The sequence below is a fragment of the Castellaniella daejeonensis genome (assembly GCF_039523555.1).
In the GTDB taxonomy this organism is placed as follows: domain Bacteria; phylum Pseudomonadota; class Gammaproteobacteria; order Burkholderiales; family Burkholderiaceae_B; genus Castellaniella; species Castellaniella daejeonensis.
The window spans coordinates 1-25141 of the sequence record NZ_BAAAFN010000014.1; the positions used below are offsets into that span (position 1 = coordinate 1).

Consider the following 25141-nt stretch of genomic DNA (forward strand, 5'->3'; position numbering starts at 1 on the left):
GGTCAAGGATGTGCATGGCAACACCTTCGATGTGCAGGTGAAGGTGGACATCGTCGATGATGTGCCGACCTTCGGCGTGCACACCGACACGACGATGTCCAATGAAGTTGGCACGGCAACAGGCGATCTTGTATTCGATACCGGTGCCGATGCTGTCGGGGCTTCCCACGTCATTACCAGCATTGACGGTTTGCCGCCGGGCTGGGCGGTGAGCGGTCTCGGTACGGAAGTTGGCGTGATCAAGGATACCAACGGCACGCCGATCTTCGAAGTCACGCTGAATGCCGACAATGCGACGTATACGGTCAAGCAATTGGCTGAACGTCCGGGGACGACGGACACATTCGATGTGGCGGCCAATATCGATAATTCGCCCATCACGACCTACGACTTCGGCTTTGCCACGCTGACCGCCCTGAATGGGGGCAGATTCAATGCCAACACCATAGGCGGTACCAGCAATCACGAATTCGGCATGGGCAATCCGCAGTTCGATGGCAGCGAAAGCTTCCGCATGGTATTTGACCAGGCCCTGTCGAATTTCACTTTGAACATTTCAACGTTCAAGACGGCCGGAACGATCGATGTACTGGTCCAGAGCGGCAGCCAGAGCGTCCTGATCCATGTTCCCGTCACGAGCGGTACCTCGGCCATCGAGATTTCTCCCGCCGATCTGGTGGCGGCTGGCGCGCCATTCACAAGCTTCGATACCGTCACCCTGACGGCTTCGGGTGGCGTCAATGTCTCTTTCTCGACACTAACCTACACGGAGAGCGTTCCGGCCGACGACCTGTCGTTCGTGGTCAATGTTTCCGGCACGGATGGCGATGGCGATGCCACGGCAACGTCGTTTGTCGTGACCTCCGAGGGCACGGACAACGCACCGCCCAGCATTACCGGCGCCGAGCTGCTGGTTTCCGAAGCCCGCTTGAATACCCTGATGGCTGGTGCGCTGACAATTGCCGATCCTGGTGATACGAGTTCTCATCACGTCAGCCTGCTGGCGCCCCCCACTGGTGCCTTCAAGTCCGATGGCCGCCCAGTGCATTGGGAAATTTCCGAAGACGGCCATACCTTGACGGGGAGCACGAAGGACACGGGGCATACCGAGGGCAGGGATGTGATTGTGGTGACCATCGACGACGATGGAAATTACACGGTCCAGCTGCTTGCGCCCATCGAGCATCCGGGCCATAACCAGCAGAACGATGTGGAGTCCTTCGACGTCAAGGTCAAAGTCACGGATTCCCATGGTTCATCTGGCACGTCGAACCTGACGGTTCATATTCAGGACGATGCGCCAGCCAACAATCCCAGCGCCGATAGCGATCTGGGTATCCCAGTCAGCATCATCAGTGTAGGCGGCCTGGAGTCTGGTTTTGCGAACTGGAAACTCGAAAATAACGGGTCTCTGACTCAGACGATCAACAATGATAGCGATCCCGGGATCGATCGGATCGTCTGGGGGAGTTCCAGTCAAGGCTCCGGCTATGCGTTCGTGGACAACGAGGGGCTTCGCGGAGCGGATTCCAACCTTCTGGATACGACGTTCAAGCTGGGGACGTTCACCCACAATAACTTCCCGGTTTCGGGGAGTTCGCTGACCTCAGTCGACCTGCAGGTATCCATCCATGTGACGATCGACGGCGTCGAGCACGTCGTCCAGCACACGATCAAGCTGAAGCATACGGAGACCGATAACACCGGTGATGGCAATAATACGCAAAGCCGCGATATTGTCGAGATCACGAACTCTACGGCCACGCAGACGTTCACGGTAGGCGATCGGACCTATGAGCTGGACATCAAGGGTTTCCTGGATGCGAACGGGAATCTGGTTTCCACGATCTATACATGGGAAAACAAGTCGAATTCGTTCGACCTGTATGCCACGATTTCGTCTACCGACGCCCTGCCTAGGGTCGAAGGCGATCTGTTCGATCCGGAATCGGGCATCACGACATGGCAGTACGGCGCCGATGGCGCCGGGTCGGTGGCCTGGGAAAACGGGGTTCCCGGAAGTGCTGGGTCGACGGTCATCACGAATCAGTACGGCACGCTGACGGTGGCGGCTGATGGGCATTATGTATTCGAGATGAGCCGCGCTGCGCGGGACAACTTCCAGATAGGCGACAAGACCCTGACCTACAACTACACGGTCACGGATGCCGATGGTGATACCCAGGTCGGGCACATCACGATCGACCTGAGCGGGTACAAGAACATTCCGGCGGTTCCGATGGTCGATCATGAAGCCGACAACACCACGCTGGCCAATGAAGCCGGCCTGGTGACGACGGCGGACAACGGCATCGAGGTGGGCAAGGATGTGTCCGGCGCTGCGATTGCCATCACCGGCGCAGACAAGAGCAACCTGAATGGCCAGCCCGTCACGGCCAGTGTCCAGATCGACGGTGCTCCGCAGACGGTCACGCTGACTTCGGACGGGCATGCCCTGAGCTACAAGGTCAATCCTGATGGCACGCTGTCGGCCGGGTACCAGTCGGGTGGCACGTGGCATCCGGTGTTCGAGGTCTCCGGCTCGGCGGCGGACGGCACCTATTCGATGCACATGATCGGGACGCTGGATCCCGTCGTGTCGTATACCACGACAGTGCCGGGATCGAGCGGGACGGCGCAGTTCGATTTCGACGACTTCAGCAGCCGGACGAGCATCACTGGCACCGAAGGTGGCGTCAGGCTGACGCTATCGGCCTTCCTCGATAAGGGCGGCATCAATGGCGTCAAGGACGGCAGCGATTCGGCCGCGAACGTCGTGGTGAGCGACAGTTCGAACCGGGGCATCAGCGTCGACAATACGAGCTGGAACAGTTCCAGCTCGGATGACCGGTATATCCAGAACAATACCTATGGTCCGGGTAACAACAACAGCCGGTCAGATGGCAGCTTCGGCGAGAAGCTGGTGCTGGATTTCAGCGCCAATGCGGCCGATGGCCGGCACATCACCGAGGTGGCCCTGACCCTGAACCAGTTCGGGGATCGACAAGCAGATGGGAGAACCAGCCAGTCCAGGGGTAACGAGGACACGGCCCACATCACTGTGTTCTACACCGATGGTTCGCACGAGGATGTCAATGTGACGGCGGCATGGCAGTCCTGGTGGGATGGTTCAAACGGCGACTCCGGCTCTCAGGACGTCACCATCCAGGCATCGGGCGGCCGGAGTATCGACCACATCGTCATCGGTGCCGGTGATACCTCCAGCCAATTCTCGGTGGACGAGCGGATTTCCGTGAAATGGCATACCGACGCCCATGACGTCACCCATGTCGTCGACCAGGACAGCCTGACCCTGCATCTGGGTGCGACCGTCACGGACGGCACCGGGGACAAGGCCTCGACCAACTTCGATGTATCGATCGACAATTCGTCGGGCACGTCCAACAGCCTGCACGGTACGGACGGCAACGATGCGCTGTTCGGTGGCCAGGGCGGCGATACCCTGGTGGGTGGCGCTGGCAATGACCACCTGCATGGCGGCGCCGGCAGCGACTTCCTGACCGGTGGTGCGGGCGACGACGTGTTCGTATGGAAGCTGGGCGACCAGGGCTCCACGGCGACGCCTGCCGTGGATCACGTCACGGATTTCGGCGTGACCAGCGGCGGTTCGCTGGGCAAGGATGTGCTTGACCTGAGCGACCTGCTGAGCGGCCATACGGATGCCAACGACCTCACCCAGTACCTCCATATCAGTGGCGGCACTGGCGCGGATGCGGGCAAGACCATCATCGACGTCAGCTCGACGGGGAACATTGCAGGCGGCCACGACCAGCAGATCGTGATCGACAACGTCGACCTGACGGCTGGCCATGGCGGCGATCAGGCGTCGTTGATCCAGAGCCTGATCAACGATGGCAAGCTGAAGGTCGATCACAGCTAGGCCGCTTCCGCGACCCTTCGCCCGCGCTCCAGCCTTGCCTGGCGCGCGGGCGTTTTCCTTTGGTCATCCGGCGCCGCCCATTGTCTTAGACGCCAATGGCAAGGCCGGCGTGCCGCCGGTAGTATCCCTGAGACAATCATGGAATTGTTGCGCCACCCCTTTCCCGGCGTCTCCATTTGTATCAAAATCCGTGCATGCCCTATTGCCAGCCGACCGCTGCCAGGGTCCGGGCCCTGTTGCGGGGGCTGACGACGCTGGTCCTGTGCCTGGCGCTGGCCTGGGGGCCCGCGCCAGCAGTCACGTTCGAGCCTGGGGTGCTGGCATCCTATGCACGGCAGCATTACGGGGCCAAGGCGGGGCGCGCGGTGGAGTCCTGGCTGGCCATGCTCACCCAGGCCTCCGGCCTGGAAGAACAGGAAAAGCTCCGCATGGTCAACGGTTTCTGGAACAACGCCCTGATCGGCGGGGAAGACATTTCCATCTGGGGCCAGGTGGATTACTGGGCCACGCCGCTGCAGTCCCTGGCCAAGGGCGCAGGGGATTGCGAAGACTACGTGATCGGCAAGTATTTTTCCCTGTTGTACCTGGGGGTGGCGCCCGAGAAGCTGCGTTTCGTCTATGTGCGCGCCCAGATCGGCAGCCAGAGCATCGCCCACATGGTGCTGGGCTATTATCCGCAGCCCCAGGCCGAACCCCTGGTGCTCGACAGCCTGATCGACCGGATCCAGCCGGCGCACAACCGGCCGGACCTGACGCCGGTGTTCAGCTTCAATGCCCAGGGGGTGTATATCCCGGGCGGCAAGCGGTCGTCGGTCGACGGCATCGGGCGCTGGCGCGATCTGCTCGCCCGGATGCGGGCCGAAGGTTTTCAGCCGTGATGGAATGAAAGGAATGTCATGTCCCTGTTGAGACAATTGCTGTTGAGCGTGACCCTGGCGATCCTGGTGATCCTGGCCGGGGCGACCATTTTCAGTATCGGTTCGGCGCGCCAGTACCTGGACGCACAGCTCCAGGGTCAGAGCGATTCCACCGCGACATCCCTGGCGCTCACCCTGTCGCAGCCGTCCAACCAGGATCCCACGGTGCGTGAACTGCTGATTTCCGTGCTGTTCGACAGCGGCCAGTTCCGGGTGGTGGAATTCCTGGACCCCACGGGCCGGATCCTGATCCGCCGCGAGATCGAGGACGGCCATGACGATCGCGTCACGGCGCCGGACTGGTTCAGCCATCTGCTGCCCCTGGAACGGCACGAGGCCCAGCGCCAGGTGACCAATGGCTGGAACCAGCTGGGCGTGGTGCGGCTGCAGGCCAACGATGCCTATGCGCGCAATGCCCTGTGGGCCAGCACCGCGCGGATCGTGACGCTGACGGTGGGGGCCGGCATCCTGTGGGGCCTGTTCGTGGTGATGCTGATGCGCTGGCTGCGCCGGGCGCTGCAGGACGACGTGACGGCGCGGGTCCAGGCGATGGCGCGGGCTTCGGAAGGCGAAGACCTGCCGCCGGTGCGCCATCCGGCCATGGTGGAACTGCGCGAAGTCGCCCAGATCATCTCGCACACGCATGAGCGGGTCCGGGCGACGGCGGCCGAACACCAGTCGCGCATCGAATCGCTGGAACTCGAACTGAACCAGGACGCGGTCACGGGGCTGGCCAACCGGAAATATTTCATCAATGAACTGCGCCGGTTGCTGGAGCAGTCCGAGCCGGGCCAGGGCGAGGCCGGGCATGTGATGCTGTTCCGCCAGTGCGACCTGCAATCGATCAACCAGACGATGAGCCGCCAGGTCGTGGATCAGTGGCTGCGCAACATGGGTCAGCTGGTGCTCGAGGTGTTGCGCGAACGACTGGGACCCCAGGCCTGGCTGGCGCGGCTGAATGGGTCGGACTTCGCCTTCATTCTGCCGATGATGCCCGGTCCCGTGGCGGTGCGCGTGGCGCAGGCCGTGGGCGAGATCCTGCAGGCCCAGCGCATCCAGCTGGGCCAGGCGGGGCTGTGCCGCTGGCGCATGGTGCTGACGGATTTCGAGCCGGGCGAGGGGCTGAGCGACGTGCTGTCGCGCCTGGACGAGGCCCTGATGCGCGCCGAAAGCGCCGGCCACACGGACGTGGAATACCTGCCGGGCGAAGACCTCCGCAGCATCACGGGGGGGCGGGGCGGCGGCGAGCAGGCCTGGCGCGCCCTGTTGCGCAATGCGCTGGACGAGGGCTGGTTCGCACTGGCAACCCAGCGCGATCCGTCGGCCGACACGGAAGAGCGCGCCCAGGGGTTGCTGACCCTGCACGAGCCGGGCGCTTCGGAACCGCTGTCCGGCTACCTGTTCATGCCGCCGGCGGTGCGCCTGGGCCTGTCCGCGTCCTGCGATGTCCAGGCCATCAGCCTGGGGCTGGGCTGGTTGCGCGCGCACCGGGGGGATCTGGTGCTGCGCGTGTCGCTGGCTTCGATCCTGAACGAGGAGTTTCGCGGCGAAGTCGCCAGCCTGCTGGCCGAGGCGCCCGACCAGAGCGCCCGCCTGCTGATCGACCTGGATTCCTATGGCCTGGTTGCGCATCGCGTGCAGGTGGTGGCGTTCGCCTCGATGCTGCGCGAGCACGGCGTGCGGCTTGGCCTGCGGCGCTTCGCGGAGCAGCCCGAGGCGCTTCTGTACCTGCATGAGATCCGGCCCGAATACATCCGCGTGTCGGGCAACCTGCTGGCCGCCCAGGCCGATAGCCCGGGTGCCCGCCGCCTCCTGGCCGCGGTCCAGGAAACCGCCCGCGAGATCGGCGCGGTGGTGGACCTGGCTGCAGGGTCGTAGACTATAATCGCCAGCTTGCATCGGCGCGGCTGCCCGTTTCCCGGGCAGCCGTTCCCGACGCGCTCCTTCCGAGCCGCGCCTCTGTAGTTAAATGGATATAACTTTCCCCTCCTAAGGGAAGATTGCAGGTTCGATTCCTGCCGGAGGCGCCAGAAATGCCGGCGCAGCGTGGGGGCACTATTCTCCCAGCGCTACCGTCACGGGCCTGGCGCCCAGCGCCCCCGTCAGCACGCTCGACGCCACGCTGATCAGATAGCCCCGCCGTCCGCCGTTCAGGTACACCGTATCGTAGTCCAGCAGTCCGGATTCGACCCAGACGGGCATGCGCTTGCGCGTGGCGAATGGCGAGGTGCCGCCCACCTGGTAGCCCGAATGGCGTTGCGCCGTTTCGGGAGCGCAGGGCGCAATCTTCTTGGCGCCGGTCTGGCGGGCCAGGTTCTTGGTGGAGACTTCGCAGTCGCCGTGCATCAGCACGATCAGCGGCCGGGCCTGCTCGTCTTCCATGATCAGGGTCTTGGCGACCTGATGCAGGGGCACGCCCAGCTGGCGCGCGGCCTCGCGCGCGCCGCCATGGTCGACGTAGTCGTAGGGGTGTTCGCCGAAGGGAATCTTCTGCTGCCGCAGCCAGTGGGTGGCGGGGGTTTCGGATGTGTGCTTGGTCTTGGACATGGCGTGGGCCTGGTGGCGTGAGCCTTTCACGCGCGTGGGTGATGCTGCGCGTGCAGGGTCTTGAGCCGTTCGCGGGCGACGTGGGTGTAGATCTGGGTGGTGGAGATGTCCGCGTGGCCCAGCAGCATCTGCACCACGCGCAGGTCTGCGCCGTGGTTCAGCAGGTGGGTGGCGAAGGCGTGGCGCAGGACGTGGGGAGACAATGGGACGCGGATGTCGGCCTGCAGGGCATATTTGCGGATCAGCAGCCAGAAGGCCTGGCGCGTCATGGCCGCCCCGCGGGTGGTCACGAACAGGGCGTCGCAGGCGCGCGCGCCCAGGATGTCGGGGCGGCTCTCGCGCAGGTGGCGTTCGATCCAGTGCAGGGCTTCCGCGCCCAGGGGGACCAGGCGGTCCTTGCCGCCCTTGCCCATGACGACGCGCACCACGCCGTCGCTCAGGCTCAGGTCCTGGACGTTCAGGCCGACCAGTTCGCTCACCCGCAGGCCGGTGGCGTACAGGGTTTCCAGCATGGCGCGGTCGCGCAACCCGAGGGTGGTGCCGATGTCCGGCGCGGCCAGCAGGGCCTCGACCTGGGATTCGGACAGGGTCTTGGGAAAGCGGGCGGGCTGGCGGGCGCTGCGCAGGCCCAGGCAGGGATCCTCGGCGCACAGGCCCCGCCGCAGCGCCCACAGGTAGAAGCGCCGCAGGGCGGCCAGGCGGCGGTTGGCGGTGCTGGCCTTGGTCTGCCGATGCTGTGCGGCCAGCCAGGCCTGGATGTCTTCGCGCAGTGCGGATTCGGGCGCGCGGCCATGCTCGGCGCGCAGCCAGCCGCCAAAGGCGCACAGATCGCGCCGGTAGGCGGCCAGGGTATTGTCCGCCAGGCCGTCTTCCAGCCACAGGGCATCCAGGAATGCGTCGATCGTCGGGAAGGGTGAGGGCTGCGCCATGTCCGCTGGGGCGTCCGTCGTGGGCATGCCTGGATTTTACTCGCCAGCGCCCGGCGCGCTCGCCGAAGCGGGCGTTCCGCCTTTCATCCGACCGATATCGGACATCACGCGGGCAGAATAGCGGAATATACCTATATATATTACGATGTGACTGCATCATATCCTGCTCGATCCGCTGTGCCATGGGATCGGGTCCTCACCGGCTTCGGCCGGCATGCAGTGTGAAAACTCCATCGAGCGCGAGAAATTCCGCATGAAGTTCTGTATCCGGGCAGCCGCATGTGTCCTGGCCTGCGCCGCCATGCCGGCGGCCGCAGGCGAAGTCCTGGTGGCGGCGGCCGCCAGCCTGACCAATGCGTTCAGGGATCTGGCGGCGCAATATGAAACTGCCCATCCGGGCACGAAGGTGCTGACGACCTTCGGCGCTTCGGACGTGGTGCTGCGCCAGATCGTCGAAGGCGCTCCGGCCGATGTGTTTGCCTCGGCCGACCAGAAGGCCATGGACAAGGCCGTGGCCGCCAATGCCGTGGATCCCGCCAGCCGGGCGGATTTCGTGCGCAACGAGGTCGTGCTGATCGTGCCGGCCGACGATCGTCATGGGATCCGTTCGCTGGCCGACCTGGGGAAGCCGGGCGTGACGCGCATTGCGCTGGGCAATCCGGGCTCGGTTCCGGTGGGCCGCTACACCCGGGCGGCCCTGGAAAAGGCCGGCGCCTGGCGCACGGTGGAAGCGCACGCGATCCTGGGCGGGAACGTGCGCCAGGTGCTCAGCTACGTGGAACGCGGCGAAGTCGATGCCGGTTTCGTCTTTGCCACCGATGCCGCGATCATGAAGGCCAAGGTCAAGGTCGTCCAGGTGATCGAGACGCCGGTTCCGGTGGTCTATCCGATCGCCCTGGTGCAGCGCCCCGGCCGGGCTCCGGAGGCTGCCGATTTCCTGGCGTTCGTGCTGTCGGCCGACGGCCAGGCCGTGCTGGCGCGCCATGGGTTCGCCCGGCCCTGATCCGATGAACGGCATCTGGGTCCCGCTGCTGCTGTCGCTCAAGGTCGCGGGTTGGGCGACCGTGCTGGCGACGGTCGGCGGGATCGCCGTCGCCTGGGGATTGTCGCGCTGGTCCTCGCGCTGGTGCGACGTGGTCGATGCATTCCTGACCTTGCCCATGGTGCTGCCGCCCACGGTGACCGGCTATTACCTGCTGGTGTTGTTCGGCCGGCGGGGCTGGCTGGGCGCATGGCTGCAGTCGCACGGGATCGAACTGGTCTTTACTTGGCAGGGTGCGGTGGTGGCGGCGGCCGTGGTGGCGTTCCCGATGGTGCTGAAGGCTGCCCGGGCCGCCTTCCTGGACGTGGACCACCGGCTGGAGCAGGCCGCGGCGGTGCTGGGCGTGCCGCCAGCGGGTGTGTTCTTCCGCGTCAGCCTGCCGTTGGCGATGCGCGGCATCCTGGCAGGGGTCTTGCTTGCGTTTGCACGCGCGCTGGGGGAATTCGGCGCCACGCTGATGGTGGCCGGCAATATTCCGGGCCGCACGCAGACCTTGTCGATCGCCATCTACGAGGCAGTTCAGGCCGGCAACGACGACATGGCAAATATCCTGGTGCTGGTCACGTCGGCTGCCTGCATCGCCATCCTGTGCCTGGCGTCCTGGCTGGTGCCCGGCGGGCGCGGCCGGCAGGCCGGACGGCGGAGCGTGTCATGAGCCTGTCGGTCGATATCGAATGCCGGGTCGGCGGCAGCGACGGCTTCCTGCTGCGGCCGCGCTGGCACACCGATGCGCGGCGCGTGGCGCTGTTCGGGCCGTCGGGCTCGGGCAAGAGCCTGACCATGCAGGCCATCGCGGGGCTGTTGCGTCCCGACCGGGGCCGCATCGAGGTCTCCGGGCGCGTCCTGTTCGATGCCGAGGCGGGGGTGGACGTTCCGCCGCGCGAGCGGCGGCTGGCCTATCTGTTCCAGGACTATGCGCTGTTTCCCCATCTGACGGTGCGCCAGAACATCGGTTTCGGCCTGCGGCGGGGGTGGTTCAATCCGCATGGCCGCCGCGCCCTGCCGGAGCAGGCGCGGCGCTGGGTGCGGGCCTTCGGCCTGGATGCGCTGATGGATCGTTATCCCGTCCAGCTGTCCGGCGGCCAGCGCCAGCGCGTGGCCCTGGCCCGGGCGCTGTCGACCGGCCCGGGGCTGCTGCTGCTGGACGAACCGCTGTCGGCCCTGGATGCCGGCCTGCGGGCGCGCATGCGCGAGGAACTCGCACAGCTGCAGCGCGACATCGACATTCCGACGGTGCTGATCACGCATGATCAGGCCGACGTCCAGGCCCTGGCCGACGAGGTCTTTCACATCGCCCATGGAGAAATCCGGGGCCAGGCCGAGCCGGTCCGGCGGGCCTGAACGCCTGTGTCGGCGGGCGGGATGCGCCCGGTCAGTCCACCGTGCCGATCAGGACGTCGGCCGCCTGGAACCAGGCTTCGGCCCGGTCGCCGGGAGCAAGCCCGCCGCCCGGGGCTTCCGGATCGGCCAGCCCCGTGATGCGGATCCTCGGGCCGATGTCCAGGCTGATTTCCGCCAGGGTGCCGTCGTCCGCGCAATGAACGACGCAGCCGATCCAGCGGTTCGAGCCGGCACCCGGGGCGTCAGGCGGAGGCATTGCGTCGGCGTCATGCCTGTTGCCGGCCTGGGGGCTTGCGGGATCGAACGGCCGGATGCGGACCGCCTGGGCCTTCAGGAAGGCCAGTGCGCGCCGGCCTTCCTGGAGGCCCAGGCGCTCGGTGCTGGCGTGGGTCAGGGTGGCGACCAGGGATGCATGCTCGTCCAGGTCCAGCCGGATGCGGTCGTTGATGCGGCCGGGTTCGATGGCGCCGACGATGCCTTCGTAGCGGTTGCGGGCGGAGGTCTGCAGCGTCATGCTGTGCAGCAGGTCCAGGTGGCGTGTGCCGTCCGGACCGAAGCGCGCCAGTGCCTGCATGAAGCGCTGGTGTTCCGCCTGCGCCGCCTGGTACCAGGCGACCAGCGCGCGCGCCCGCTCGGTCAGGTGGGCGCCGCCGCCCCGCTTGCCGCCGGTGGTCCGCTCGACCAGCAGGTCGCCGGACAGGCTGTTCATCATGTCCACCGCATCCCAGGCGGCTTTGTAGCTCAGCCCGACCTTGCGTGCCGCCGCGCTGATCGAGCCTTCGGTGCCGATGGCGGCCAGCAGCGCCATGCGCCGTTCGGTGCCCCAGATGTGGTCGCCGCTGCGCAGGCTCAGGGATGAGGCCGGTCGCAGGTCGGTCCTTGCCGACTGGTTCGTGCCTGTCGAATCCGGGCCGCTTGCGGGCGGCGGGGCGGGGGAGGGCGAGCGGCGTGGAGAGATCATGGCAGGGAGGATACTAGGCAGGCTTCGTAGCCGTCGAGCATGTCCGGCCAGGCGGGCGTCCAGCCGCTGGCACGCAGCCGAGCGTTCGACAGGCGCTTGCCGCTTGGCGGACGGCTTGTGCGGGCGGGCGGCGGCCCGCCCGCCATGCGGGCCAGTGCGTCGTACAGGGCAGCCGTGGGCATCGGGCGGTCGTCGGTGCCGATATAGCAGGGCAAGGGGTCGGCCAGGCCGAGCAGGTGCGCGCAGGCGCGGGCCGCGTCGTCGATGTGGATCCGGTTGGCCCAGTGTCCGGTGCCGTCCGGTGCCGTGATCTTCCCCGCGCGCAAACCTTCCGGCAGGCGCAGCCGCCCCGGACCGTACAGGCCGGACAGGCGCAGGGCGGTGCCGCGGCCGGGAAGCCGGGCGTGCAGCAGGGTTTCCGCCTCGAGCATCGCGGCCCCGCGGAAGTCGGCCGGAGCGGGCGGCGTGTCTTCGTCGACCAGGCTGCCGGCCGTGTCCGGGCCCCAGACCGCCGAGGAGTCGACCAGCACGCAGCGCTGCACCCGGCCGGGATCGGGCAGGGCGCCCAGCAGGGCCCGCAGGCCCAGGGGGTAGGCGCGCGCATAGGCTTCCGGGGTACGGGCGTCGGGCGCAGGCGCATAGAGGATGTGGGTGATGGTGGAGAAGGCCGCCAGCGCCGGGGCCAGCGTATCCGGGGCGCCGAGGTCGGCCTGCAGCCAGCGGATCCGGGCTCCGGGCGAGGCGCCCATGGCCCGGCGCCTCAGGCCGATGCAGGCCCAGGCTTGCGGGTCCAGGGCGGTGGCGGTGCGCGCACACAGGTCGCCGCCGACCAGCAGGAGTGTATTCGTCTTCATCCGGCTCACGACCTAATAGAATGTCCGTGTTTCCATGACCGACAGTCTATCCCCGATCCCATGAGCGATTCCTTTCCCTTGCGCCGCAGCCATCCCGACCAGTTGATCGTGGGGCTGGTGTCCGTGTCCGACCGGGCCTCGTCCGGCGTGTACCAGGATCAGGGCATCCCCGCCTTGCGGGAATGGCTGGAATCCGCGCTGACGCGGCCGCCGCAGGTGGTTGCCCGGCTGATTCCCGACGAGCGGGCGGGCATTGCAGCCGTCCTGCGCGAACTGGTGGACGAGGCGTGCTGCGACCTGGTGCTGACCACGGGCGGAACCGGGCCCGCGCGGCGCGACGTGACCCCGGAGGCCACGCTCGACGTGGCCACCCGCGAGATGCCGGGATTCGGCGAGCAGATGCGCCAGGTCAGCCTGAAGTTCGTGCCCACCGCCATCCTGTCCCGCCAGGTGGCGGTGATCCGCGAATTGCCGGATCATGCCGCCTTGATCATCAATCTGCCCGGCCAGCCCAAGGCCATCCGGGAAACGCTGGAAGGCCTGCGCGCAGAGGACGGCGCGATCCTGGTGCCCGGCATCTTCGCGGCCGTGCCCTATTGCCTGGACCTGATCGGCGGGCCCTACGTCGAAACGCGGGACGAAGTGGTGCGGGCGTTCCGGCCCAAGTCCGCCCGGCGTCCGGCGTCCTGACCCTGACCCGGTCCGCCGGGCCGGGCTGCGGTCACGGCTGGCCCGGCCCGCCAGCAGCGATTCCCGTTCCGCCTTAAAATCCCGGAATCCGCTTTTTCCACCATTCCACTCTTATCTGGAGGTCCAGCCATGGCCCTGGTTTCCATGCGTCAGCTTCTCGATCACGCGGCCGAGCACGGTTACGGGATCCCCGCCTTCAACGTCAACAACCTCGAGCAGGTCCAGGCCATCATGGAGGCCGCTGCCCAGACCGACAGCCCGGTGATCATGCAGGCATCGGCCGGCGCCCGCAAATACGCCGGCGAAGGCTTCCTGAAATACCTGATCCAGGCCGCGGTCGAATCCTACCCGCACATTCCCGTGGTCATGCACCAGGATCACGGCCAGTCCCCCGACGTGTGCCGGGGCGCCATCGAGCTGGGCTTCTCCAGCGTCATGATGGACGGCTCCCTGATGTCGGACGGCAAGACGATTTCTTCCTATGAGTACAACCTGGACGTCACCCGTCAGGTGGTCGACATGGCGCACAAGCTGGGCGTCACCGTGGAAGGCGAGCTGGGCTGCCTGGGTTCCCTGGAAACCATGAAGGGCGACAAGGAAGACGGCCACGGCGCCGAGGGCACCATGACCCGCGAGCAACTGCTGACCGACCCCGAGCAGGCGGCCGATTTCGTGCAGCAGACCCAGCTGGACGCCCTGGCCATCGCGGTGGGCACCAGCCACGGCGCCTACAAGTTCACGCGCAAGCCCACCGGCGACATCCTGTCCGTGCAGCGGATCAAGGAAATCCATGCTCGCCTGCCGAACACGCACCTGGTGATGCATGGCAGCTCCAGCGTGCCCCAGGAATTGCTGGCCGAAATCCGCCAGTTCGGCGGCGACATGAAGGAAACCTATGGCGTGCCGGTCGAGGAACTCCAGGAAGCCATCAAGTTCGGCGTGCGCAAGGTCAACATCGACACAGACATCCGCCTGGCCATGACCGGCGCGATCCGCCGCTTCCTGGCGGAAAACCCCGGCAAGTTCGATCCGCGCGAATACCTGAAGCCCGCCCGCGAGGCCGCGAAGAAAATCTGCCTGGCCCGCTATGAGCAGTTCGGCACGGCCGGCCACGCGTCCAAGATCAAGGCGATCCCGCTGTCCGACATGGCCGCGCGCTACGCTGCCGGTGAACTCAAGCAACTGGTGAAATAAATCCGCATGAAGGCCCTGCTCCAATCCTCCATCGAGTCGCTGCCACTGCTGGGGCGCGGCAAGGTCCGCGACATGTATGCCGTGGGCGAAGACAAGCTGCTCATCGTCGCGACCGACCGGATCTCGGCCTTCGACGTGATCCTGGCCGACCCCATTCCGGGCAAAGGCCAGGTCCTGACGGCCCTGACCGAATTCTGGCTGGGGCGTCTGGGGCACCTGATTCCCACGCATGCCACCGGCATCGCCCCCGAAGACGTGGTCGCCCCGGACGAGCGGGATCAGGTGGCCGGGCGCGCCATGGTGGTCAAGCGCCTCGAGCCCATCCTGGTCGAGGCGGTTGCGCGCGGCTACCTGATCGGCTCGGGCTGGAAGGACTACCAGGCCACCGGCGCCGTCTGCGGCATCGCCCTGCCGCCGGGGCTGCGCCAGGCCGAGCGCCTGCCGGAGCCGATCTTCACCCCCGCGGCCAAGGCCGAGTTCGGCCAGCACGACGAGAACGTCGATTTCAACTATGTCGTGGCCCAGGTGGGCGCCGATCTGGCCGCCGAACTGCGCCGCGTCACGCTGGCCCTGTACGCCGAGGCCGCCGAATACGCGCGCGGCCAGGGCATCCTGATCGCCGACACCAAGTTCGAGTTCGGCCTGGATGCACGCGGCACGCTGCACCTGATGGACGAAGTCCTGACGCCGGATTCCTCGCGCTTCTGGCCGGCGGACGGCTACGCCGTGGGCATCAGCCCGCCTTCCTTCGACAAGCAGTTCGTGCGCGACTGGCTGGAAACCCAGGACTGGGACAAGACCGCACCCGCTCCGCGCCTGCCCGCCGACGTGCTGGAACGCACGGCCGCCAAGTATCGCGAGGCGCTGGATCGCCTCACGCGGGGCGCGGCATGATCGCGCCGGCCCCGGTGGTCGGCGTGGTCATGGGCTCGTCCAGCGACTGGGACGTGATGCGCCATGCGGCGGCGGTGTTCGACGAATTCGGCATCGCCTGTGAAACCCGCGTCGTGTCCGCGCACCGCATGCCGCTGGACATGGTCGAATACGGCGCCCGGGCCGTGGAACGCGGCCTGCGCGCCATCGTCGCGGGGGCGGGCGGCGCGGCCCACCTGCCCGGCATGATGGCGGCGCTGACGCCGGTGCCGGTATTCGGCGTGCCCGTGCCTTCGCGCCACCTGCGCGGCGAGGATTCCCTGCTGTCCATCGTGCAGATGCCGCGTGGGGTGCCGGTCGGCACCTTCGCCATCGGTGATGCCGGCGCCGCCAACGCCGCCCTGCACGTGGTCGCCAACCTGGCCATGACGGATGCCGCGCTGCTGCAGAAACTGCAGGATTACCGCGCCCGCCAGACCGAAGCCGCGCGCGCCATGGTCGTGCCGCCGGAGGCGTCATGAGCGCGATGCTGCCTCCCGGCGCCTGGCTGGGCGTGCTGGGCGGCGGCCAGCTGGGCCGCATGTTCTGCCAGGCGGCCCAGGCTTTGGGCTACCGGGTGGCCGTGCTGGACCCGGCCGAATCCTGTCCGGCGGGCATGGTGGCCGACGAACACATCCGCGCCGCCTACGACGATGCGGACGGCCTCGACCGCCTGGCGCAGCGCTGCGCCGCCGTGACCACGGAATTCGAGAACGTCCCGGCCGACAGCCTGCATCGCCTGGCACGGACACGGACAGCGACGCCTTCGGGCAACGCCGTGGCGGTGGCCCAGGACAGGCTCGCAGAAAAGAACTACATCCAGGCGGCAGGCGTGCCCGTCGCACCTCACGCCGCCATCCGTTCCGCTGCCGACGTGCAGGCGTGTCCCGGCGAACTGTTCCCGGGCATCCTCAAGACCGTCCGCTTCGGCTACGATGGCAAGGGCCAGGTCCGTGTGGCTTCGCGCGACGAGGCCCGGCAGGCCTTCGAGGCGTTGCGCGGCGTGCCGTGCATCCTGGAAGCCCTGCAGCCCCTGGATTACGAGATCTCGGTCGTGGTGGCGCGCGACCTGCGCGGCCGCGCCGTCAGCTACGCACCCTCGCGCAATACCCATCGGGACGGCATCCTGGCGCTGTCGGTCGCCGACGGTTCGGTGCCTGAAGGGATCGCGAACCTGGCGCGGGGCCATGCCCTGTCCCTGGCCGATCATCTGGATTACCACGGCGTGCTGTGCGTTGAATTCTTCGTGCTGCGCGACGGCCGCGTGCTGGCCAACGAGATGGCGCCGCGCCCCCACAACAGCGGGCATTACACCCAGGACGGCTGCCTGGTCAGCCAGTTCGAGCAGCAGGCACGCATCATGGCCGGGCTGCCGCTGGGCGAAACGGCCATGCTGCGGCCGGCCGCCATGCTCAACCTGCTGGGAGACCTGTGGTTCGATGCGCAGGGGCGGCAGCGCGAGCCGGACTGGGCGGGCGTGCTCGACGTACCCGGTACCCGCCTGCATCTGTATGCCAAGTCCGAGGCGCGCCGCGGCCGCAAGATGGGGCACGTCAATATCCTCGGTGCGGATGCGGCGCAGCTGCGCGAACGCATCGCCCGGGTTTCGGCCGTGCTGGGACTGCCCCATGCCTGACCCGCGCGCGGATTCGGAAGGCGCGGCTTCGCCGGAGGCGCAAGCCGGGCAGGCCGAGGCTGGTCCCGGCCAGATCCTGGAAGCCGCCCAGCGGCTGGCCCAGGGCCGGCTGGTGGCTTTCCCGACCGAAACTGTCTATGGCCTGGGCGCCGATGCGGAAAATCCCGCAGCCGTTGCCCGCATCTACGACGCCAAGCGGCGGCCGGCCAACCATCCCGTCATCGTCCACCTGGCGCCGGATACGGATCCGGGCTATTGGGCGGCCTCGATCCCGTCCCAGGCAAGGCTGCTGATGGCGGCCTTCTGGCCGGGGCCGCTGACCCTGATCCTGCCGCGCGCGGCCCGCATTCCGGACGCGGTCAGCGGCGGCCAGGACAGCATCGGCCTGCGCTGCCCCTCGCATCCGGTGGCGCAGCGGCTGTTGCACGCCTTTTCCGTCCTCAAGCCGCATGGCTGCGGCGGGGTGGCCGCGCCGTCGGCCAACCAGTTCGGCCAGGTCTCGCCCACGCGTGCCGCGCACGTGCGCAGCGAATTCCCGCACCTGGACGAGCAGGCGCTGATGATCCTGGAAGGCGGCGACTCGGAAGTGGGGATCGAGTCCACGATCCTCGACCTGTCCCGGCTCGAGCAAGGCGTCGGCCCCGTGCTGCTCAGGCCCGGCCATGTGACGGCGCTTCAGATTGCCGAAGTGCTGGGCGTGCCGCCGGCGCTGCCCGATGCGGCGGCGCCCCGGGTGTCGGGTTCGCTCAAGGCGCACTATGCGCCGCGCACGCCGGTGTCCCTGGTAAGCGCGCAGGTCCTGGATGACTGGATCCGGGGCCGGGGTGTGCCGCCGGGGCGGGTGGCCGCGGTCGTCCTGGATGCGCCGCCGGGCCCCGCGCCCGGTGGTGTGGAATGGATCGTGCTGCCGGCCGATCCGGCGGCCTACGCACGTCGCTTGTACGCCTTGCTGCGCGATCTCGATGAGGCCGGCTACGACCGCATCCTGCTGCAGCGCCCGCCGGCAGGACCGGCCTGGCAGGGCGTCAATGACAGGATCACCCGGGCGGCGGCGGCGTTCGGCTGATCCCCCGGCAGATGGCGGGTGTTTCCGTGCGCCTGGCGGGGGGATGTTCGCCAACCGGGCGGGGTCCACGCTACACTGTCCGGTCGCCGAGCTGGAGGGCATGCCCCTGGCCGTGATTCCGCCCCGGCCCCCCAAGGCCGGGCGACGCTTTCCGGAGTTGGACTGATGAAATTCAAGGAATTCGAACCCGGCCTGGTGATTCATCACGGCCCCGTCACCGTGGACGAGGCCGAGATGCTGGCCTTTTCGCGTGCCTACGATCCCCAGTGGTTCCACGTCGACCCCGAGCGCGCCCGCAACGGCCGCTGGGGAGGCCTGATCGCCAGCGGCTGGATGACCTGCGGGCTGGCCATGCGCATGGCCGTCGAGGCCGCGCTCCAGGGTTCCGAATCGTTCGGTTCGCCGGGCCTGGAACGCCTGCGCTGGATGCATCCGGTGCGCCCCGGCGACCAGCTGCGCCTGGAGGCCACGGTGGATTCCAAGCGCGTGTCGTCCACGCGCGACGACCTGGGCATCATCCGCTGGACCTGGCGGCTGTTCAACCAGGACGACATCCAGGTGCTCGAGGTCGAGGCCACCAGCCTGTTCGAACTGGAAGTTCCGCCCAGGACCTGAATTCGTCCTCGGACTCGTCCGGCGGAATTCAGCGGAACACCACCGTACGCCGGTCGTTCAGCAGGATGCGGTGCTCGACATGCCAGCGCACGGCGCGCGACAGCACCACCGATTCGATGTCGCTGCCGATGCGCGTCAGGTCGCCGGGGCCCATGGCGTGGTCCACGCGCTCGATGTCCTGCTCGATGATGGGGCCCTCGTCCAGATCCTCCGTCACGTAGTGCGCCGTTGCACCGATCAGCTTCACTCCGCGCGCATGCGCCTGGTAGTAGGGCCGCGCGCCCTTGAAGCCGGGCAGGAAACTGTGGTGGATGTTGATGGCGCGGCCTTCCAGGGCGCGGCACAGTTGCGGCGACAAAATCTGCATGTAGCGCGCCAGCACCACCAGATCGACGCGCTCGCGCTCGACCAGTTCCAGGATCCTGGCTTCCTGCCCGGCGCGCGTGTCGGCCGTCACGGGCAAGTGGTGGAAGGGCAGCCCGTGGGATTCGGCCAGCGAGCGGAAGTCCGTGTGGTTCGACACCACGGCGGCCACTTCTGCGGGCATCTGCCCGCCGCTCACCCGGAACAGCAGGTCGTTCAGGCAGTGGCCCTGGCGGCTGACCAGCACCAGCAGCCGGGCCTTGCGGGCCGCATCGTGGAACTGGCATTGCATCTCGAAGCGCTCGGCGATGCTGGAGAAGTCGTCCGCCAGGGATTCGACCGGCTCGGTGCCCGGCAGGGCGAAATGGACGCGCAGGAAGAAACGCGACGAATCCGGGTCGCCGAACTGCTGGGCATGGACGATGTTGCCGTGGTGTTTCAGCAGCCAGCCGCTGACGGTGTGGACGATGCCCATGCGGTCGGGGCAGGAAAGGGTCAGGATGTAGTCATGCATGGCGGTGTCGCGGGCGGCGCGGGGGCGGCCCGCCGGGAAGGAGATGGCGTGGTGTCGTCCGGCTAATTGCGGGAAAGAGGTTCGCTGCCGGGGGTCAGTTCGAAGTCGCCCGCGTGGTAGATCAGCGGCGACAGCAGCTGGCGGTGGCAGTGCTCCACCTGGCCGACGAAGATCGTGTGGTCTCCGGCTTCGTGGCGCTGCGTGTTGTGGCATTCGAACCAGGCGGCGCAGCGGTTGTCGGCCAGCATCAGGGTGCCGTTGGGCGCGCGTTCCAGTTCCAGCCCGACGAAGCGCTCGGCCTGCGGTCCCTTGGCAAACCGCCGGGCCAGGTCCACCTGGCCCGCCGAGAGCACGTGGATGACGTATCGGTCCAGCGCCTTGAAGGATGCCAGCGAGGCCGCCGCGTGCGTCAGCGTCCACAGCACCATTGGCGGGTCCAGCGAGACCGAGCTGAACGAGCTGATCGTGAGGCCCAGCGGGGTGCCTGTATCGGGGTGTTCCGCCGTGATCACGGTGACGCCGGTGGGGAACCGGCCCAGGGCCGAGCGGAAGAACAGGGCCGGGAAATCGGCGGGAGTGGGCTGGGAACGCATGGAGACATCAGGGCGCGATGCGGCCGAGCGCCCAGTCGCCTTCGGCGTCGCGCGCGTAGACCAGCCGGTCGTGCAGACGGGAAGGGCGGCCCTGCCAGAATTCGATGCGGGTGGCTTCCAGCCGGTAGCCGCCCCAGTGGGGCGGACGAGCCGGATCATCGCCCAGTGTGCGGCTCAGTTCGGCCACGCGTTCGGCCAGCGCTTCGTGCGTGATCGGCCGGCTCTGCGGCGAGGCCCAGGCGCCGATGCGGGATCCCAGGGGGCGGCTGGCGTAGTAGGCGTCGGATTCGGCCGCCGAGACGGGGCTGACGGGGCCCTCGATGCGCACCTGCCGTTCCAGCTCGGGCCAGAAGAACAGCAGCGCCGCCTGGGGGTTGGCCGCCAGCTCCAGGCCCTTGCGGGACTGATAGTTGGTGTAGAACACGAAACCCCGGGCGTCGAAACCCTTGAGCAGCACGATGCGCGCCGAGGGGCGGCCGGCCGTGTCCGTCGTGGCCAGGGTCATGGCCGTCGGTTCGCGGACCTCGCTGTGCAGGGCCTGCTGGAACCATTGGTCGAACTGGACGTAGGGATCGGCGGCGGCGGAGGATTCGAGCAGCTCGAATTTCTGGTAGGTCTGGCGGATATCGGCGATGGACATGGCGTCTGGGTGGGGGAGTGTCAGGAGGCGTGTCGCAGCGCCTGGGCGATGGCGCGCAGGCGGCGGTCGGTGATGCCGGCGGTCTCCAGGGCGTCGGCGGTTTGCAGCACGTAGTCGGTGCAGCGGCCATAGCGTCCGTGCCCCTGGCGCACGATGGAGACGATCCGTTCGATGGAAAGGCCCGTCACGTAGCCCGCGTCCTTGCGATCCATGGTGAAGACCAGGCCGGGAACCGGGCCGGATTCCGTATGGCAGTTCAGCCAGCGCGGAACGTAGGACGCGCTGGGCATTTCCCGCTGCCACAGGGGACCCAGGATATCCAGTGCCCGGGATCCGGCGATGCGGTAGGCGACGCCATCGCAGGAACCGCCCAGATCCAGGCCGAACACCAGGCCGGGGCGTTCGGGTGTGCCGCGATTGATCCGCGACCACAGGCACAGGGCGCGGTGGTAGCCGTGGATGCGGGCCCGGCGGGCTTCCAGGTGATCGAATTCCGGCCGCCAGACCAGGGACCCGTAGCCGAACACCCAAAGGTCGGAGCGGCCGTCCCAGTGCCGCAAGGTCTGTTCGATGGACGCCTGGTGCCAGGCCGCATCGCGCAGGTGGAAGGCTTCCGGCGGGGGCGGAAGCTGGCTGGCGCGGGCGGCGGATGTGTTCACTGGGGATGGGCGGCTGTTGAAATAGGGACAGTCCGTATTGTAGAGGACTTGCGCATCCGGGGCGGCGCCAATGCCCGGCTAAAATGGGGAATCTTTTTTCCGCCGCCCACGAGATGCCCGACTTGCCGCTTGCAGATTCCAACGATGCCGATGCGGATGCCGCGCGCCGGTTCGGCGGCCTGGACCGCCTGTACGGCGATGGCGCCAGGCAGGCGCTGGCCGGGCTGCGCGCCGTGGTGGCCGGCGTCGGCGGCGTGGGCGCCTGGTGCGCCGAGGCCCTGGCCCGTTCGGGCGTGGGGGCGTTGACGCTGGTGGACCTGGACCATGTGGCCGAATCCAACATCAACCGCCAGGTCCATGCCCTGGGCAGCACGCTGGGCCAGGCCAAGGTCGCCGCGATGGCGGACCGCATCCGCGACATCAACCCCAGCTGCCGCGTCGAGTGCGTCGACGATTTCATCGGCCCCGACAATGCCGATGCCATCCTGTCGGGGCAGGCCGGCGTGCTGCTGGATTGCACCGATCAGGTGACGGCCAAGGTTGCCATGATATTGCGAGCCCGAGCGGCGGGCTGGCCGGTGCTGGTGTGCGGCGGCGCGGGGGGCAAGACGGATCCCCTGGCCCTGCGGGCCGGCGACCTGTCCCTCGTCACGCACGATGCCCTGCTGGGCCGGGTGCGCCAGGAACTGCGCCAGCGTCACGGCTACCCCAAAGGCGGAACGGCAGGCGGCAAACCGCGCCGCCGGGTGCCGCGCATGGGAGTGCATTGCCTGTGGTTCGACCAGCCGGTGGTACTGCCCGCCGCCTGGGCGCGGCCGGCCGCCGGTGCGCAAGGCGCCGCATCCCCGTCCGCACCGGCAGCGCCCCAGGGCCTGTCCTGCGCGGGCTACGGTTCCGCGGTGGCGATCACGGCCACCATGGGCCTGGCGGCTGCCGACTGGGCCGTGCACCAGGGCCTGTCGGCGGGACGCTAGGGTTCGTCCAGCCGGGCATCCAGCCAGCCGCGCAGGGCGTTCGACACCCGCAGCGCCGGGGCCTGGCGCAGATCGGCAAGGCTCAGCCGGGCCTCGCGTGCCAGGCCTTCGTCCAGAAGGGCCCGGCGCCGCACGCCGGGCAGCAGGCCGCTGGCCAGGGGCGGGGTCAGCCAGGCGCCCCTCGTATCCTGGATGTAGATGGTGCAACGGCTGCCTTCGCACAGGTCTCCGGCCGCATTGCCGAATACCAGGTCGAAATGGCCGGGATGGCCCTGGAGCCAGCGCTGCGCGGCGTCGAACCAGGGGCGGTGGGTGGTCTTGTGCCTCAGCCAGAATGCATCGGCATCCAGTGCCGCCTCCGGCCCCAGGGTCTCGGCCGCCAGGGCGATGCGCACGGGCTCGGGCGTGGATGACAGCGGCGCGGATTCCAGGGACAGCTGGCCGTCGGCCGTCAGCAGCAGGCGCAGGCGTCGCGGCGTGTCTTCGGTGAAATGGCGGATCCGTTCGGCCATCCAGCCATCCAGCTTGGCGGCATCGAGCGGATAGCCCAGGGTCCGGGCCGAGGCCAGCAGGCGCGCCCGGTGGCCGGGCCAGAGCGCGATGCGACCTTGTTCCAGGCGCATGGTTTCGATCAGGTTGGGGGCGATGCGCCGGATCTCGGCGGCGGATGCCGGCGGTTCCGCGCTGCGGCGGCTCAGTCCGGATTCAGGATGCGCGCTTTCCACAGGCATTCCTCCCATTCCTCGGCGGCCTGTGAATCGTACACGATGCCGCCACCCACACCGAACCCGGCCTGTCCGTCGCGCAGCTCGATGGTGCGGATGGCGACGTTGAGGGAAAAATCCCCATCCGGCGCCAGCCATCCCACGCTGCCGCAGTAGATGCCGCGGCGGCGCGCCTCCAGGTCGCGGATGGCCCGCATGGCGGCGATCTTCGGCGCGCCCGTCACTGAGCCGCACGGAAACAGGGCATGCAGCACTTTGTCCAGCGGCACGTCCGGCGCCTCGGCCTCCACGGTGGAGGTCAGCGTCCAGACCGAGGGATAGGCCTCCAGGCTGAACAGGGCCGGCACGCGCACGCTGCCGGGCACGGCGATGCGGCCCAGGTCGTTGCGCAGCAGATCCACGATCATCAGGTTCTCCGCGCGATTCTTGGCGCTGCGCTGCAGGGCCTCGGCGGCCTGCCGGTCCCAGGCAGGATCGGCGTGGCGTGGCGCGGTGCCCTTCATCGGCCGCACACGCAGGCGCGAACCATCGCGGGCCACGAACAGCTCGGGCGACAGCGACAGCACCCAGCGGCCGCCGTCGCGCACGCAGGCGGCATGGGCCACTGGGTGGCGTTCGGCCAGGTAGGCGTAGGCCTGCGCGGGATCCAGGCCGGGCGGCCAGTCCAGCTGCAGCGGCAGGGTGTAGTTGATCTGATAGTAGTCGCCGCGGGCGATTCCTGCGCGGACGGCCTCGATGGCCTGGGCGTGGCGTTCGCGGGAGACTCCCGGCCGCGGATTCGGGCGCCACGGCTGGCCGTGGGCGTCGGCGAGGCCGCCTGCCGACCCCGTGCCGGCCGGGCCCGCGCAGTCCTTCCATTCGGCGCGCGCGTGGATCAGCGCCGTCAGGCGGGGCAGGGCATCGTGCGCGGCGCCGACCGGATGGGCAGTCTCGGGCTCCAGCCATTCGCCCAGTTCGTAGTCCAGCAGCAGGGCGACCCAGTGACCGGCCCGCCGGGCGGCCTCGATGGAGTCCCAGGCGGCGGGCAGTGCATCGCGGCGGTGGACGGCGATGCGCCCGACCGGGTCGAGCAGGCGCAGCGACCGGCCCGCCAGCCGGTCCTCGAACAGGCAGGTCACCGGTTCCCCCCGGCGATGCGTGCTTCCCCGGGCGCCAGGAATTCCGCCAGGATCCGTCCGGTATGGGTGCCGCTCGCGCACAGCTGCTCGGGGCTTCCCTGGGCGACCACGTGGCCACCTTGTTCGCCGCCTTCGGGGCCCAGGTCCACGATCCAGTCGGCTTCGGCGATGACGTCCAGATTGTGCTCGATGACCACCACGGTATGGCCGGCGTCCACCAGCCGGTGCAGTACGCGGATCAGCTTTTCCACGTCGGCCGTGGACAGGCCCACGGTGGGCTCATCGAGCACGTACAGGGTGTGCGGGACGCGCGAGGCGCGGCCGGTGCGCAGCACGCCTTCGTCCAGGTGCGCCTTGGTGAGTTCCGTGACCAGCTTGATGCGCTGGGCCTCGCCGCCGGACAGCGTGGGCGAGGGCTGGCCCAGCGTCAGGTAGCCCAGGCCCACGTCCTGCATCAGCTGCAGGGCGCGGGCGATGCGGCGGTGCGCCGAGAAATGGCCGATGGCGTCGTCGACTTCCATGCGCAGCACGTCGCCCGCGCTGCGGCCGTTCCATTGCACGCCCAGGGTTTCCTGGTTGAAGCGCGCGCCGTGGCAGGCGTCGCACGGCACCTTGACGTCCGGCAGGAAGCTCATCTCGATGGTGCGCATGCCCTGGCCTTCGCATTCGGGGCAGCGGCCGTCGCCGGTGTTGAAGGAAAAGCGCGAGCCCGTCCAGCCGCGCAGCCGCGACTCGCGCGTGCCGGCGTAGAGCTTGCGGATGTCGTCCCAGAAGCCCACGTAGGTGGCCGGGCAGGACCGGGGTGTCTTGCCGATGGGCGTCTGGTCGACTTCGAGCACCCGGTCGATGGCTTCCCAGCCGCGGATCGTCCGGCAGCCCTGCCAGGGGCCTGTCAGCCGGCTGCCGACCCGGCGAGCCAGGTTGTCCAGCAGCACGTCGCGCGCCAGGGT

Annotated in this window: 24 protein-coding genes and 1 tRNA gene; 15 read left to right on the top strand and 10 right to left on the bottom strand. The window is 68.1% G+C overall.

Annotated elements, in window-relative coordinates; all coding sequences use genetic code 11:
* Positions 1 to 43: 43 nt before the first annotated feature.
* From ABD022_RS09205 to ABD022_RS09220, 4 genes are all read left to right on the top strand, one after another.
* Complete coding sequence (locus ABD022_RS09205; RefSeq protein ID WP_343821067.1) at positions 44 to 3901, top strand: choice-of-anchor K domain-containing protein; 3858 nt, start codon at positions 44 to 46, stop codon at positions 3899 to 3901.
* Between the two features lie 194 nt (positions 3902 to 4095).
* A complete protein-coding gene (locus ABD022_RS09210) occupies positions 4096 to 4779 on the top strand; it encodes a transglutaminase-like cysteine peptidase (RefSeq protein ID WP_343821068.1) in 684 nt (227 codons plus the stop codon).
* Between the two features lie 18 nt (positions 4780 to 4797).
* Positions 4798 to 6696 (top strand): LapD/MoxY N-terminal periplasmic domain-containing protein, encoded by a 1899-nt coding sequence (locus ABD022_RS09215; RefSeq protein WP_325124118.1) that lies wholly within the window; start codon positions 4798 to 4800, stop codon positions 6694 to 6696.
* 77 nt (positions 6697 to 6773) lie between these two features.
* A tRNA-Arg gene (locus ABD022_RS09220) sits at positions 6774 to 6848 on the top strand.
* 25 nt (positions 6849 to 6873) lie between these two features.
* Here the strand turns inward: ABD022_RS09220 and ABD022_RS09225 are convergent.
* Together ABD022_RS09225 and xerD are read right to left on the bottom strand one after the other, a co-directional pair.
* Positions 6874 to 7365, bottom strand: coding sequence for an aminoacyl-tRNA deacylase (locus ABD022_RS09225; protein ID WP_343821070.1), 492 nt, complete (start codon positions 7363 to 7365; stop codon positions 6874 to 6876).
* 26 nt (positions 7366 to 7391) lie between these two features.
* The gene (gene xerD, locus ABD022_RS09230; RefSeq protein ID WP_414647395.1) at positions 7392 to 8321 is read right to left on the bottom strand and encodes a site-specific tyrosine recombinase XerD; all 930 of its coding nucleotides are present in this window, start codon (positions 8319 to 8321) and stop codon (positions 7392 to 7394) included.
* Positions 8322 to 8547: 226 nt separating this feature from the next.
* Between xerD and modA the strand changes: the two genes are divergently transcribed.
* Genes modA through ABD022_RS09245 form a run of 3 tightly spaced genes read left to right on the top strand, consistent with a single transcriptional unit; the run spans position 8548 to position 10677 of the window.
* Positions 8548 to 9297, top strand: coding sequence for a molybdate ABC transporter substrate-binding protein (gene modA / locus ABD022_RS09235; protein WP_343821072.1), 750 nt, complete (start codon positions 8548 to 8550; stop codon positions 9295 to 9297).
* A 4-nt stretch (positions 9298 to 9301) separates the two neighbouring features.
* Complete coding sequence (modB, locus tag ABD022_RS09240) at positions 9302 to 9991, top strand: molybdate ABC transporter permease subunit (RefSeq protein ID WP_325124116.1); 690 nt, start codon at positions 9302 to 9304, stop codon at positions 9989 to 9991.
* Positions 9988 to 10677 (top strand): ABC transporter ATP-binding protein, encoded by a 690-nt coding sequence (locus tag ABD022_RS09245; protein ID WP_325124115.1) that lies wholly within the window; start codon positions 9988 to 9990, stop codon positions 10675 to 10677. Before modB ends, ABD022_RS09245 begins: the two co-directional genes overlap by 4 nt.
* Before the next feature lie 31 nt (positions 10678 to 10708).
* Here the strand turns inward: ABD022_RS09245 and ABD022_RS09250 are convergent, their stop codons facing one another.
* Positions 10709 to 11638, bottom strand: coding sequence for a TOBE domain-containing protein (locus ABD022_RS09250; protein ID WP_325124114.1), 930 nt, complete (start codon positions 11636 to 11638; stop codon positions 10709 to 10711).
* Entirely contained in the window at positions 11635 to 12492 is an 858-nt protein-coding gene (locus ABD022_RS09255; RefSeq protein ID WP_325124113.1) for an NAD-dependent epimerase/dehydratase family protein, read from the bottom strand. The genes ABD022_RS09250 and ABD022_RS09255 overlap by 4 nt, the downstream gene beginning before the upstream one ends.
* Positions 12493 to 12552: 60 nt before the next feature.
* Between ABD022_RS09255 and mog the strand changes: the two genes are divergently transcribed.
* The 7 genes from mog to ABD022_RS09290 all read left to right on the top strand — a co-directional run bounded on the left by mog (position 12553) and on the right by ABD022_RS09290 (position 18605).
* Positions 12553 to 13182, top strand: coding sequence for a molybdopterin adenylyltransferase (gene mog, locus ABD022_RS09260; protein ID WP_343821075.1), 630 nt, complete (start codon positions 12553 to 12555; stop codon positions 13180 to 13182).
* 129 nt (positions 13183 to 13311) lie between these two features.
* On the top strand, positions 13312 to 14376 hold the full coding sequence (gene fba, locus ABD022_RS09265) for a class II fructose-bisphosphate aldolase (RefSeq protein WP_325124111.1): 1065 nt from the start codon (positions 13312 to 13314) through the stop codon (positions 14374 to 14376).
* A gap of 6 nt (positions 14377 to 14382) precedes the next feature.
* Positions 14383 to 15270, top strand: coding sequence for a phosphoribosylaminoimidazolesuccinocarboxamide synthase (locus ABD022_RS09270; RefSeq protein ID WP_325124110.1), 888 nt, complete (start codon positions 14383 to 14385; stop codon positions 15268 to 15270).
* Positions 15267 to 15770, top strand: a complete 504-nt coding sequence (gene purE, locus ABD022_RS09275) for a 5-(carboxyamino)imidazole ribonucleotide mutase (protein ID WP_325124109.1) — start codon at positions 15267 to 15269, stop codon at positions 15768 to 15770. The genes ABD022_RS09270 and purE overlap by 4 nt, the downstream gene beginning before the upstream one ends.
* A 5-nt stretch (positions 15771 to 15775) precedes the next feature.
* Positions 15776 to 16924 carry a 5-(carboxyamino)imidazole ribonucleotide synthase gene (locus ABD022_RS09280; RefSeq protein ID WP_343821143.1) on the top strand — a complete coding sequence of 383 codons (1149 nt, stop codon included), beginning with the start codon at positions 15776 to 15778 and terminating at the stop codon, positions 16922 to 16924.
* Positions 16917 to 17990 (top strand): L-threonylcarbamoyladenylate synthase, encoded by a 1074-nt coding sequence (locus tag ABD022_RS09285; RefSeq protein WP_325124107.1) that lies wholly within the window; start codon positions 16917 to 16919, stop codon positions 17988 to 17990. Before ABD022_RS09280 ends, ABD022_RS09285 begins: the two co-directional genes overlap by 8 nt.
* Positions 17991 to 18155: 165 nt before the next feature.
* Positions 18156 to 18605: a MaoC family dehydratase gene (locus ABD022_RS09290; RefSeq protein WP_325124106.1), complete on the top strand. Its 450-nt coding sequence runs from the start codon at positions 18156 to 18158 to the stop codon at positions 18603 to 18605.
* A 28-nt stretch (positions 18606 to 18633) separates the two neighbouring features.
* Here ABD022_RS09290 and purU read toward each other — a convergent pair whose 3' ends face one another.
* The 4 genes from purU to ABD022_RS09310 form a co-directional block, all read right to left on the bottom strand.
* Entirely contained in the window at positions 18634 to 19482 is an 849-nt protein-coding gene (gene purU, locus ABD022_RS09295; protein WP_325124105.1) for a formyltetrahydrofolate deformylase, read from the bottom strand.
* Between the two features lie 62 nt (positions 19483 to 19544).
* Complete coding sequence (locus ABD022_RS09300; protein WP_325124104.1) at positions 19545 to 20075, bottom strand: flavin reductase family protein; 531 nt, start codon at positions 20073 to 20075, stop codon at positions 19545 to 19547.
* Between the two features lie 7 nt (positions 20076 to 20082).
* Positions 20083 to 20715 (bottom strand): pyridoxamine 5'-phosphate oxidase, encoded by a 633-nt coding sequence (pdxH, locus tag ABD022_RS09305; protein ID WP_343821078.1) that lies wholly within the window; start codon positions 20713 to 20715, stop codon positions 20083 to 20085.
* A gap of 20 nt (positions 20716 to 20735) precedes the next feature.
* Positions 20736 to 21374 (bottom strand): gamma-glutamylcyclotransferase, encoded by a 639-nt coding sequence (locus ABD022_RS09310; RefSeq protein WP_343821080.1) that lies wholly within the window; start codon positions 21372 to 21374, stop codon positions 20736 to 20738.
* A 113-nt stretch (positions 21375 to 21487) separates the two neighbouring features.
* Here ABD022_RS09310 and ABD022_RS09315 point away from each other — a divergent pair, with 113 nt between their 5' ends.
* A complete protein-coding gene (locus tag ABD022_RS09315; RefSeq protein WP_325124101.1) occupies positions 21488 to 22348 on the top strand; it encodes a tRNA threonylcarbamoyladenosine dehydratase in 861 nt (286 codons plus the stop codon).
* On the opposite strand, the gene ABD022_RS09320 is transcribed toward ABD022_RS09315, so the two are convergent.
* Together ABD022_RS09320 and ABD022_RS09325 are read right to left on the bottom strand one after the other, a co-directional pair.
* The gene (locus ABD022_RS09320) at positions 22345 to 23079 is read right to left on the bottom strand and encodes an aminotransferase class IV (protein ID WP_343821081.1); all 735 of its coding nucleotides are present in this window, start codon (positions 23077 to 23079) and stop codon (positions 22345 to 22347) included. The two genes, ABD022_RS09315 and ABD022_RS09320, sit on opposite strands and share 4 nt — an antisense overlap.
* Positions 23043 to 24191 carry an aminodeoxychorismate synthase component I gene (locus ABD022_RS09325; protein WP_343821083.1) on the bottom strand — a complete coding sequence of 383 codons (1149 nt, stop codon included), beginning with the start codon at positions 24189 to 24191 and terminating at the stop codon, positions 23043 to 23045. Before ABD022_RS09325 ends, ABD022_RS09320 begins: the two co-directional genes overlap by 37 nt.
* Between the last annotated feature and the right edge of the window lie 950 nt (positions 24192 to 25141).